This window comes from Sulfolobales archaeon, from assembly GCA_038897115.1.
Lineage (GTDB): Archaea > Thermoproteota > Thermoprotei_A > Sulfolobales > AG1 > AG1.
On the sequence record JAWAXC010000070.1, the window covers coordinates 1 to 11,833 of the forward strand.

10 protein-coding genes are annotated in these 11,833 nt (G+C 45.1%); 3 read left to right on the forward strand and 7 right to left on the reverse strand.

All coding sequences use genetic code 11. The features are described from left to right. The 3 genes from QXE01_08965 to QXE01_08975 all read right to left on the reverse strand — a co-directional run. The coding region (locus QXE01_08965) for an ATP-NAD kinase family protein (protein ID MEM4971367.1) at positions 1 to 977 on the reverse strand (977 nt) is incomplete at its 3' end. A 128-nt stretch (positions 978 to 1,105) separates the two neighbouring features. Continuing rightward, the gene (locus tag QXE01_08970) at positions 1,106 to 2,263 is read right to left on the reverse strand and encodes a PhoH family protein (protein MEM4971368.1); all 1,158 of its coding nucleotides are present in this window, start codon (positions 2,261 to 2,263) and stop codon (positions 1,106 to 1,108) included. A 93-nt stretch (positions 2,264 to 2,356) separates the two neighbouring features. Continuing rightward, on the reverse strand, positions 2,357 to 2,830 hold the full coding sequence (locus QXE01_08975; protein MEM4971369.1) for a hypothetical protein: 474 nt from the start codon (positions 2,828 to 2,830) through the stop codon (positions 2,357 to 2,359). Positions 2,831 to 3,015: 185 nt separating this feature from the next. On the opposite strand from QXE01_08975, the gene QXE01_08980 reads away from it, so the two are divergent. After that, positions 3,016 to 3,804 (forward strand): Rieske 2Fe-2S domain-containing protein, encoded by a 789-nt coding sequence (locus tag QXE01_08980; protein ID MEM4971370.1) that lies wholly within the window; start codon positions 3,016 to 3,018, stop codon positions 3,802 to 3,804. Positions 3,805 to 3,813: 9 nt separating this feature from the next. Then, positions 3,814 to 5,634 carry a cytochrome bc complex cytochrome b subunit gene (locus QXE01_08985; GenBank protein ID MEM4971371.1) on the forward strand — a complete coding sequence of 607 codons (1,821 nt, stop codon included), beginning with the start codon at positions 3,814 to 3,816 and terminating at the stop codon, positions 5,632 to 5,634. A gap of 11 nt (positions 5,635 to 5,645) precedes the next feature. Here QXE01_08985 and moaA read toward each other — a convergent pair whose 3' ends face one another. The 3 genes from moaA to QXE01_09000 form a co-directional block, all read right to left on the reverse strand. Next, positions 5,646 to 6,833 (reverse strand): GTP 3',8-cyclase MoaA, encoded by a 1,188-nt coding sequence (gene moaA, locus QXE01_08990; protein MEM4971372.1) that lies wholly within the window; start codon positions 6,831 to 6,833, stop codon positions 5,646 to 5,648. Positions 6,834 to 6,888: 55 nt separating this feature from the next. Next, positions 6,889 to 8,031, reverse strand: coding sequence for a tryptophan--tRNA ligase (locus QXE01_08995; GenBank protein ID MEM4971373.1), 1,143 nt, complete (start codon positions 8,029 to 8,031; stop codon positions 6,889 to 6,891). A gap of 209 nt (positions 8,032 to 8,240) precedes the next feature. Continuing rightward, complete coding sequence (locus QXE01_09000; GenBank protein MEM4971374.1) at positions 8,241 to 10,085, reverse strand: radical SAM protein; 1,845 nt, start codon at positions 10,083 to 10,085, stop codon at positions 8,241 to 8,243. A 119-nt stretch (positions 10,086 to 10,204) separates the two neighbouring features. Here QXE01_09000 and QXE01_09005 point away from each other — a divergent pair, with 119 nt between their 5' ends. Continuing rightward, a complete protein-coding gene (locus QXE01_09005; GenBank protein MEM4971375.1) occupies positions 10,205 to 10,462 on the forward strand; it encodes a MazG nucleotide pyrophosphohydrolase domain-containing protein in 258 nt (85 codons plus the stop codon). On the opposite strand, the gene gyaR is transcribed toward QXE01_09005, so the two are convergent. Then, positions 10,452 to 11,486 carry a glyoxylate reductase gene (gyaR, locus tag QXE01_09010; GenBank protein ID MEM4971376.1) on the reverse strand — a complete coding sequence of 345 codons (1,035 nt, stop codon included), beginning with the start codon at positions 11,484 to 11,486 and terminating at the stop codon, positions 10,452 to 10,454. The genes QXE01_09005 and gyaR overlap by 11 nt on opposite strands. Positions 11,487 to 11,833 lie beyond the last annotated feature (347 nt).

Here is an 11,833-nt window from a genome sequence, read left to right on the forward strand (position 1 = left end):
ATGATTTTCTCTTCTCTATAGCCTATTATAGCTCTATAGTATCCTTCGAGCTCTTGATCTAATTCTTTGTCTCCTGTGTCTATGAATAGTATGTTTGTTTTTCCAGCCTTCTCCGGTGTCATAACTATGATTATATTTTCCCTCCCAGCTGTTCTTATCACTCTAGGTGTTATCTGCTGATTCCCCCTCCCCAGTAGGAAGCCTGTGCCTCCTATTGGTGTTAATATTATTGATGGTTTTCCATATACCTCTATAAGCTTTTCCAGGGATTCCGCGTCGAGATCCTTTCCAACTGTCTTGCCGTTGTAGATGGCGTCGACTCCAAATGGTGTCTTCTCTATCCCGAGGATCTTGGCTATCTCATACATAGTTCTCCCAGGGCCTAGGATATATAGCTTATCCCTCTCCATCAGCTCGCCGATATATCTTGCTATCCCCTCAACATCATATTCATATCCAGGCTCCTTCGACCCTTGGATCAGATTCTTAGCAACTATCGTTGGTAGCTCACCATATCTCCTTATATTGAGAACCCCCCTCCTCAGATCCTCCTCATCAGCATCTATAACAGGCCTCATCTCAACCCTCGCATAGCCATCGCGATATAGGATCACGAGGTAAGCACCGCTCTCAGCCCCAAGAGCAAAAATGCCGCTATACACCTTAACACCAGCGGGGATCCCGAGTACCGGGGTATCGTGTGAGGAGCCTATAGAGAGATATATATCTCTAGCAGTTCCATCTCCACCAACAAACACTATCAACTCACACCCATATCCCCTAGCCTCAGCAGCGAATTCCATGGTATGCTCTCTACTGCTAATCCCACCTATATAGGGTTTCCCCAGCTCCACAACCTCTGATCTAGGATATCCAACTGTTTTCAAGAGATCCCCGCCCATTAGACCGGCTGGGGCAACTATCGAGCCCTCAAAGCCCAGCCTAATTAGCTCTTCTAAAAAGCGAAGCCCTTTCACAAATGCTGGGAGACTAGATCTATTTCTAACTATAGCTATAATAGCCTTTGGATCTATGCTATCGCTCCCCTTAAGCCCTAGAGGCCCACCAATACCAGCAACCGGGTTTATGAAGAAGCATATCCTCCTCAGCTTTCTCCAGACCTCCTCCTCTTCCCACCCTTCTCAGCCTTAGCCTCTACCTGCTCAACCTCAACCCCTATGCCTAGGAGACCCTCTAGCACGTGTTCGAAGAACCTGATATTAGATCCTCCCTGCCCTATGAAGGCTCCAGCACCCTCCCTATCGATCTTTATCCTCAGCCTAGGCCCTGCAAAATCAGCCTCGATAACATGCTTATGCACCCAGGTGACTGGGTGTATAGCTCTTATCCACTCTTTGAAATCAAGCACAAGCTCCACACCCCTCACCTTCTTCCCTATCTCAGACTCTATCTTCTGGATCCTCTCCCCACCCTTCCCAATGAGCTTCCCAGGTGTCTTGGTGAAGATGAATACATCAGGTATACCCTCACCCTTAACACCATATGTCTCCTTAGCCTTGCTAGCATCGAAAACAGTTATAACATCAGCATCTGGAGCGTGGATCGGTATTATATTTAGTATCTTCTTCTCCTCCTCACTCAAAGCCCTACTCCTGAGGATCAGCTCCATTAGGAGCTTCAACCCTCTCTTAGCCCCAGGCCTTACAACATCAGCCAAACCTAGATCAACTACCCTAGCCTTCTCCTCCCCAAGCAATATCTCCCTTATAATAGCCGAGGAGTCCCTCTCAACCCTCCTCAGCCTCTGAAAAACAGGGTCTCCCGCCACAATTAGCTTGCTCTTATTGCCAACCCTTATCAACACCTCTATAACGCTTTCAGCAGGCATATTCTGGATATCATCTATAAATACTAGTGACTCATCAAATGTCCTGCCCTTGAGATAATGTAGATCTACGATCTGTATCGCCCTCCTCCTCAGAAGATCCTCTAGCTCGTTCTCGATCTGAAGCGTTGATGCAAGATCCTTTAGATAATCCGTTACAAGCGATTCGAAGATATCCTTGCCAATCTCAACACCGATTCCAGCACCGCTGACCACGTTAACCAGAGGCTTTACTATAAGGAATCTTCTATAGGTGTTGTTAACTATAGCGTCTATTCCATATGCTAGTGAGAAGAGGCTCTTACCAGACCCGCTTGGCCCGAAGATCCCTACTATCTCAGCCTCAGGATCTCTAAGGGCTGAGAGCATCGCCTCCTGCCCAGGCGATAGGGGTTTGAGCCTCTCGAGAACCACCATAGGCCTCACCTAAATATTTTTACCATTATAGAGATATTAGGTTGTCTCCAACTTGGTTTTAAGGAGCTAGTTCATAGCATCCAACACCAGGATCTACTCTATCTCCTCCCACTCCCTCTTAAGGGTTAGGGCTATGAAGCCTCCTCCTAGGAATGCTCCCAACATACCAACTATAATAGCCATTTCCGTGGGCTCGTGCACAACCACCAGTAGAAGTATATAGATTAGGGATAGTGTTGCCAGCGAGATCCATCTGGGCGCCCCCTCCCTAGTATTTGCTATTGATAGCATCCCAACTATTGTTATTATAGATGCACCGATAGCCAGGCTATAGACTGTGATTCCTGGGAATAGAAATCCCATCGCTATCAGCTCTAACCCAAGCACTATAGAGAGGGCTCTAGCAACCCCTCCTCCAACACCTTCTAGAGTTGCTATGGGGATCGATAGAAGGGCTATGGTGAGGATAGCTGTTAGAGGCCTATATATATCGAGCTCCACCAGGAACTGTAATATATATAGCTCGATCCCTAGGATAAATAACAGGGATCTATCTATATCCTTCAACACCTTCCCCAGAATATCGTGTAGCAATACTTATAGGATTTCAATATAGAGGTTTCGAGCATATATATCTATACAGATATATACAAGGATATATAGATTTATTCGAGATGTTAGTGGCGAATTCAACCTACTCCACATCAATAACCCTTATTACGATGAACACTCTATATCAGAGGGGGAACTAGGTGGGGGTTAAGAGGAGAGATGTTATAAGATATATGGCAGCCCTAGGAGTAGCAGGTGCGATAGGCTCTCTAGTAATCCCCACAATAAGATATGTTACACCACCAGCTATAAGTGGTGCTGCTAAATACCCAAGATCACAGCTATTCTTCTCCAACGGCGAGCCCGTAAGAGCATCTAGACTACCTGTTAACACACCATACTTCTTCTTCTACCCCCTCAAAGATACACAGGCAATCCTAGTCAATCTCGGGGATGCCAATAACAATCCTGTTGAGGTGAAACCTATAGAGCTACCGGTAACTATGTATCCCCTCAAGGATTTCTCGCTAGCTGCTGGAGGCACCGATAAACCTATAGAGGGTCCTCCAAATGCTTCTAAATACAGATTCCCAGGAGGCGTTGGCCCAACAAGATCTATTGTTGCGTATAGCTTTATATGCCAGCATCTGGGGTGTATATATCCGCAGCTAAGATTCCACAAGCCGGGAGAGCCTACAAGTCTTAGAACAAATCCACCCGAGATAGGGCAGAGAGGAGGGGTATTCCACTGTAGGTGCCACGGATCCGTCTATGACCCCTATAGAGGGGCTGCAGTGCTTCTAGACCCAGCTATCCATCCATTGCCAGACATAATACTCGAATGGGATCAATCGACTGATTATCTATACGCCGTAGGTGTTGTAGGACCAACAATATTTGGGAAGGTATGTAATCTATGTGGAGACGTGGTTGGGGATAGGGTTACAGTATATACTGCAGAGGAGTTCGCACAGCTGGCATTGGCCTAGGTGATTAGCATGGCTAGAAGTAATATAGTTGAGAGGATATGGAATTGGATAGTTGATAGGGCTAATCTGAGGGAGATCCCGTTTAGAAGGGTGCCTTACACATACTTCGATCTAGATCACTGGCTAGGCGCTATAGTAGCATCAGCCTTTGCATGGCTCGCCATCACAGGCCTACTACTATTAATATGGTATGATGCCTCAAACCCCTATAACTCTACTATGAGGATAGTTAATGAAATACCATATGGAAAGCTCCTCCTCCCATCCCACCTATATGCGGCGCACCTCATGATCCTATCGGCGTATATACATATGTTTAGAAACTTCTTCAAAGCAGCATATAAAAAGCCGAGGGAGCTGCTATGGATAGTAGGTGTTCTAGCAGGTGTTATGACCCTCAACACAGCCTTCCTAGGCTATGTGCTAGTAGGTGATATAACATCGTCAGATGCTATTAACGTTGGAAAAGGTGTGGTAACAGGGGTCTTCGGAACAGATCTAGGTAATTACCTCCTAGCCCTCCTCTTTGGCACAAGCGCTAGTGAGACATATAAAAGGGTTCTAGCATTCCACATAATATCAGCAGGCCTTCTAGCCCTTCTCTTCGTAATACACCTAGCCCTTTTCGAGGCATATGGCCCCCCTGCGGATCCTAAGGAGAGTAGGTGGAAGGCCTCCCTCTCTATAATAAATCAGATGAGAAAAGATCTAGCCCCGTGGTTCCCAACAAACTTCCTATATATATTATATATGACTGGCATCACATGGGGCCTGCTATTGGTTCTACTCTCAATGGCTCTTTCCTTCGAGAACATACATCCCCTCATATCACCCCTCCCAGGGCCTCCAGCAGGTGTCGAGACAGAGCATCCCCCATACCCGCCATGGTTCTTCCTATTCCTCTACAAGGTAGCTGACTTCGTCTTCCTATCTATTCAGAACCCCATAACAATCTCGCTCGGCCCCCTATCAATAACGATTCCAGAGAGCCCGATATTAGTGCCATTCATAGTTGGAGTCGTGCTCCCACTCATCTACCTAATATTAGTACCCTTCCTGGATAGAAGTGATGAGAGGCACCCCCTTAAAAGGCCTATACATACAGCTATAGGTGCTATGATTGTTGTATATCTAATCCAGGCAACAATCTGGGGCGCTCTAACACCTGGAGAGCCTATACATCTTGATAGAGCCTTAGCAGTGATGATCCCGCCTATGGCTACTGTTGCGATAGGCATATACCTCCTCTCAAAGAGACACGCGGGGATCAGAGTGGGTAGGGCGAGCATTGCTAGGGGAGAGGCAGCGCTCTATGTCGGTGTTCTCCTATTAATAGCATCTGGAGCAACCCTAGCCATTAGATCCTGGGAGAGTATAATGATTACTAAGGAGTTAGACAATATAGTCTCCATCGCTTTAGGGGCTCTGGGGAGTGGTGTGGGTCTAATGATACTCAGTATAATTCCGAGAACAAGTGTTAGTGCTAGCAATAGCTCAGCAGATCCTAATACCAGGGTTAGAGCGGAAGCAATTGGAACAGCTGTTGAGGTGGAGAGGGATACTCCAACATGGATGGTTATACTTGGAGGTTTCTACCTCCTCATAATCATAGTGTCTGCTATAGCGCTAGCATATATAGATCCCATAGCTAGGGCGAGTGCCATAGCCTCATCCCTAGCTGTAATAATGCTGGCCCTCGCAGGGATTTCCCATATGGCGTATAGAACCACGAATGTTCTACCATACTCAAGCGATTATGTAGAGCTGAAGCCACATATAGCTATTATAATATTAATGCTAATGTCTATCATAGGATTAATCCCTAGATAATCGCGGATCAGCTATAGCTCTTCAATAACGTATTTATTGCTTTCGCCTATAATATGTTTTTTACCGATATGATCCGGCCTATCCCCATTTCCTCCAAATATATATCTGATATTAGGCAGCATAGGTCTCTTAGGGATCTCGAGCCTTATTCTAGCGGTTAATTGATTATCCATGCCATTGCCGAGATATCTATAGACCATTTTTTCAAAGTCAAGGCCTATTCTCCAATATGCTGATGGTTCTCTCAGAGAGTTGGCTGCTAGAAGAGCCTCTATAACTAGCTTGATCTTCTCCTCCCGAGAGATATCCATTCTAAGTATATTCTTTATAGGTACTAGGTTATCGTTTCTAACTAAGCAGGGCTTTAGATAGCCATCCGCTGTTAACCTGATCCTGGTGCATGCTGCGCAGAAGAGGGGGTTTTTAACAGGCCTTACTATCTCCACAGCTCCTCCACCATCGAGATAGTATATTGGTCTGTTATGCAGCTCCCTCCTAACCCTCATTCGAGCTATCTTTGCAAGCTCGTTCTCGAGCTCGTCTAGGAATGTATGGTATTTAGAGAAAACCTTCCTCCCCTCACCAACTGGGTGTAGCTCTATAAGCTGGAGCACTATATTCTTCTCCCTAACAATTTCTATAAGTTTCCACACATCATCCTCGTTGAAGTTCTTCAGAATCACCATGTTGATCTTCACCTGTTTATACCCAGCATTTATAGCTGCATCTATCCCACGTAGGACCCTGTCGAGTAGCCTTGTACCTGTTATCTTGTAGAATTTATCGAAATCGACTGAGTGGAGGCTTATGTTAACCCTATCAAGCCCTGCATCTCTCAGCCTTTTAGCCAGAGCCTCTAGTAGAACACCGTTTGTGGTCATAGATATATCCTCAGCTCCAGCCCTCCTCCTGATCTCCTCTATAATCTCTGGGAGATCTCTCCTGAGGGTTGGCTCACCCCCGGTTATCTTGAATCTCTTAACACCTAGCCTCGAAGCTGCCTCAGCCACTATCCCTATCTCCTCAGGGGTGAGATATTCCTTCGAATATGGATCCTCACCCTCCATGTGGCAGAAGAAGCATTTAAAATTACAGTCATGGGTTATGCTTATCCTCATAATTGTGAAGGGCCTTCCAAAGCGATCCACAATATATCTGTTATATTCATAGCTATGCTGATCTTTATTAGCCAGCACCATGCCACCAAATTATCTACACTAAAGAGTTAATATATTAGCTAGATCTGAATTGTTGTTAGGTGAAGGGAGACTCCCACATCTTCCTAGCCAGCTTACCCTCATATTTATAAACATGGATCATCTCCTTAGCCTTCTCCCTATTGGCTCTATGGATTTCTAGGAAATCGTTTATCTTGTTGATCAGGTACTCCTTTAACTCCCCTGTAAGCATCTTCCCAGATCTATAGCTCTCCTCGATCTCTGATAGGATCTTGTCATCTGGCTCGAAGAGCATTTTAAGCCATTGAAAAGACACATCTATATCTGGGTTCCCACCAAGCTTCCTATGCAGCTCAACCGTGGGTTGACCGCCTGAGAATGCATATCTCATGATCTTATTCCTAACCGTCTTGGGATCATCGGAGAGGAATATAGCAGTCTCAGGTCTAGAGGTGCTCATCTTCCCCTCAAATCCCGTGAGGGGTGGGAGGAACTTGGAGTGTATTGCAGCAGCCTTGTAATATCCAAAGGACTCTGCTAGATCCCTCTGTATCCTCCAATATGGATCCTGATCTATTGCGGCAGGTATCAGACACCTCCTTCTCTCAAAAAATGTTGGCACTATCTGGAGAGCTGGGTAAAAGATAAGCCCTATATTGGTTGAGCCGGAGAAGCCGAAGACCGCTTTGACAAGGTTATAGTTTATCTTCTTAGCTACCTTCAGGGCTAGTGGATACATCTTCCCAATATACTCGGTATCGTGGAATATGAAGGTTTTATCAGGATCGAAGCCCACAGCTATTATATCAAGTGTATTCTCATACGCCCACTTCCTAGCCTCCTCAAGGCTCATCTTCTCCTCATCAAGGAATTTCTCATCATCAGTGATCATTATATATACATTCACATTAAATCTATCCTGAAGCCACTTAGTCAGTATGAATGGTATTAGATGCCCTATATGCATAGGGCCTGAGGGACCCCTCCCAGTATATAGGAAGAAGCCATTCCCCTTTTCATAGTCATCAAGAACCTTATCAAGATCCCTGTGGGAGAAGAAAACCCCCCTTCTAAGGAGTACATGGAGCTCTCCACCGGCTAGCCTCTTTATCCTCTCGAGGAGCTCTTCCGTGATCTTCTCTGTACCGAATATCCTTATTAGCTTCTCATAATCAACCCTCCCCTTAACCTCCCAGGGAGTTACTTCAAACTCCTCCACAAACACTATCCACCAATGAGGCTATAGTTGAAAGGGGTATAAAAAATGATAGTGGATAGCCTCTACTAAGGAGTAATACCTGAGACCTTGGCAGAAACCTGCCCACTAGGGCGGGGAAGGGGCTAGGTCGAAGAAGAGTTCTGCAGCTCTATAAATCTAATTCAAACACTATATTCGGAGGAAAAAACATGAGTTAATATGATATAGGGCTATTTTCTATCTATTTTAAGGAACTCCTGGTAGTGGCTTATATATATTGGGTGTTTCTTAACCATCTCAAGATACTCTCTAGTTCTTCTGAATTTCATCGCCTCACCAACTTTGCCGGGGCCGTATCTCTTCTCATACTCCTCAAAGCTTATTGAGTACTGCTTCTGCACATAGTCCCTGTAGATCTCCGGTAAGACGTTGAAGGCGCAGAAGGGAACGATTCTGCCATCTGGCATTGTGTAGTGTATATCGCACCTCATAACCCTTTCAACATCATAGTTATATTGATCCATGAAGTGCATCATGCCGAGGAAGAGGAACTTATAGTGGAACTCGCCGAGGGCGTCATAGCTCTGCTTTACAAAGATATTCACGATGAGCTTTGGAAGCATCTTCTTTATCTCCCCCGGTACGTTCTCCCAGTTAATGAACTTAGTAACGGCATTCCATGCCAGACCAAGGCCTGTTAATATTTTGCTCCTCCCCTCTCTAAGCTCCTCGCTCTTCTCATGGAGATATTCTAGGAATCCTTCGAGATCTATCATCTTGCTTAGAGGCACGAACTCATAGTCATACACAGATGATCCCTTCTTAACTACATATACATAGCTGCCAGCACCGCAGTGTGGGTGACATGTCATTTCAAACTTAAACTTTCCTGATAAGGCCTCTGCAAACTCGGATATCGGAACACATGCTGGTACTGGGAACCAGGAATCACGATCGATCTGCCCGTTTGTCTGCTCCTCAATCCTTAGTATAGCATCAGCTATAGTGATCCTATACTTCTCCCTCTCAAACCTCTTCATCATCCCAGTAAGGCTTACAGGCTGGAAGTTAACAGCCCTTACAATATCCATATTCTTAGCGGCAAACCTTATTATATCCCCTAATATATGGTCATTAACGGATTTAATCGTTACAGGGACAAGCACGACGCTTGTCATACCAGCTTTTCTAAAGACCTCGAATGTGAAGGGTACCTCATAGTGGTTCTTCGGATTCGTCTGTGGTGTAACACCATCGAAGCTCATATATATGGTGTTAACACCTGCCTCCCTCAGCTCTCTGGCATATTTAACAGCAAGATCTGGATCCTGGTGGAACAGCCTTGCAAAGGTTATTCCATGTGTGTTCAGCTGTATATGTGTTACCCCCATGGCCTTTAGCTCCCTAACTATCTGTGGAAGATCCTCCCTAACGGTAGGCTCCCCACCGGTTATCTGTATAACAGTAGCAACGCCCTGCTTCATAAGCTGTGATACCATGAACTTTATCTGCTCTATTGTTGGCTCATATACATAGCCAGCTTTCTCAGCATAGAAGAAGCAGTACCAGCAATCTAGATCACATCTATTGGTTACCACCAGGTTTGTCAATGCGGAGTGGCTAACATGCATTGAGCATAGCCCACAGCTATATGGACATGGAGCCTCAGCAACTGTGTATGTATATCTAGCACCTCTCCCATCAACACCCTTTGCCAAGAATTTATAGTAGAGATAAGAGTCTCCGAAGTAAAGCTCATCTATACCCCCATGATCTGGACAGATCTTTCTCAGATAGATCTTATTATCCTTCTCATATATCACAGCAGGAAGGATCCTCTGGCAGTATGGACATAGGCTCTGAGTAACCCTTACAAGCTTCTCCCCATCCATTAGCTGTGGGAGAGGGCCACCTACCTTTATCTCTCTACCAGCAATCTTTATAGTTCCTGTCGCAGGATCGAATTTCCCAGGTGATGGAAGGGCCTTTGCAAGCTGGGCTGAGTGCATTCTTACCTCAGCATGCCTGGCTTTTGAAGATGAGCTCGCTACTTGGAATAGGCTCTCGATGGGCATCCAATCAACACCTTATCCTTCTATATCGGCATAAGGGGTATATAAATATAATCCATGATTGCTGCTCAGATACAAATATCCAATATAATCCCTCTAGCTGATTTAGATAGGGGTTATACTTGGATCTTAGAGAGGCTCAGGATCTAATTGCAAAGCTATATATAAATAGAGATAGGGGGAGAGGGGTTTTCGCAACATTCACATGGTTTGTTGAAGAAGTAGGCGAGCTTGCCGAGGCTCTCCTCAGTGGGGATAAGAAATCTATTGAGGAGGAGATTGCAGATGTGTTTGCATGGCTACTCTCAATCGCAAATCTAGTCAACGTTGATGTGGCAGAGGCATTTAGGAGGAAATATCTAGGAGATCCTAGGATGTGAAGCCAGGTGGCCTCACAGATAAAACCTCTCTATTAACAAGGGTTGGAGGCTCTTTCCCCATGGCAAATGCTATGAGGTTCTCGACTGCTAGCATAGCCATTGCTAGCCTCGTCTCTTTTGTTGCGGAACCGATGTGAGGTGTTAGCACAACGTTCTTAAACCTGGTGAGAGGATGATTTGGGTTCAAAGGCTCCTCCTCATAAACATCAAGCCCTGCTCCAGCTATCCACCCCTCCTCCAGAGCTTTGACAAGTGCATTAGTATCTATCACAGCCCCTCTAGATGTATTCACAATTATAGCGCCCCTCTTAACCATTCTAAGCCTCTTCTCATCAATCATATGCCTAGTCTCCTCTGTAAGGGGAACATGGATCGATATGAAGTCGCTCTTAGCCAAAAGGGTATCAAGATCTACATATTCGGCTCCCAACTCCTTCTCCTCCCTCTCAGACAGCCTTCTCCTACTATAATATATGATCTTCATGCCGAAACCCCTAGCCCTTCTAGCAACGGCCTTACCAATCCTCCCCATACCAATTATCCCGAGCGTCTTTCCATAGAGCTCTACACCTAGTAGCATGCTTGGATGGAAAGCTGTGCCGCTTCTCCACCACTCACCCCATCTAACAAAATGATCCCCCTCAACGATCCTTCTAGCAACTGCTAGGAGAAGTGCGAAGGCAAGATCCGCTGTAGCCTCTGTGAGAACATCAGGTGTGTTCGTAACATATATGCCATACCGAGTTGCGCACTTAACGTCAATATTGTCATATCCTACCGCCATATTAGCTATAATCCTTAGCCTAGGAGAAACTGTTTCGATAAGCCCACAATCAATCCTATCCCCAACCATACTTAGCACGGCATCAAATCCTCTTAGCTTCTCCTTAAGCTTCTCATATGGCGGTGGCTGATACTTATCCCATACCTCATAATCATAAACACTACTAAGTTTTTCAAGAGCTTCGCTAAAGATCTCCCTAGTTATATAGACACGAGGCCTTCTACCCATATAACCAGCCAAACAACCCACCAAATTTATTCAAATAAGTCAGGACTAAATTAGAGTTAAACCCTCTTCCAAATTAAAAAAATCTCTTAGATCGAATGGGAGACATGTTAGACGATCCAGCAAGCTAAAGCAAGGTATTTCATAAAAAGGCTAATTTTATTATACCTTATCATGTATCCACCGTTAAGCTTTAATACTTAGAGAAAAGAATTGTTTAGCTTCAGAAAGGGGGCCTCATCATTGATTCAGACGATGGCGTATACATCATCCAACCCTATAATCGAACTCCTCAAATTTAATTTTATCTAATCCTAGCCTCTGGCTACTGTTTTGTTTTCATGTTGGTTGATAAGTCCCTT

What these genes read in the sequence shown, in the direction of transcription:
- QXE01_08970 (MEM4971368.1), bottom strand. Translation starts at nt 2,263, where the DNA reads ATGGTGGTTCTCGAGAGGCTCAAACCCCTATCGCCTGGGCAGGAGGCG.
- QXE01_08985 (MEM4971371.1), top strand. Translation starts at nt 3,814, where the DNA reads ATGGCTAGAAGTAATATAGTTGAGAGGATATGGAATTGGATAGTTGAT.
- moaA (MEM4971372.1), bottom strand. Translation starts at nt 6,833, where the DNA reads ATGGTGCTGGCTAATAAAGATCAGCATAGCTATGAATATAACAGATAT.
- QXE01_09000 (MEM4971374.1), bottom strand. Translation starts at nt 10,085, where the DNA reads ATGCCCATCGAGAGCCTATTCCAAGTAGCGAGCTCATCTTCAAAAGCC.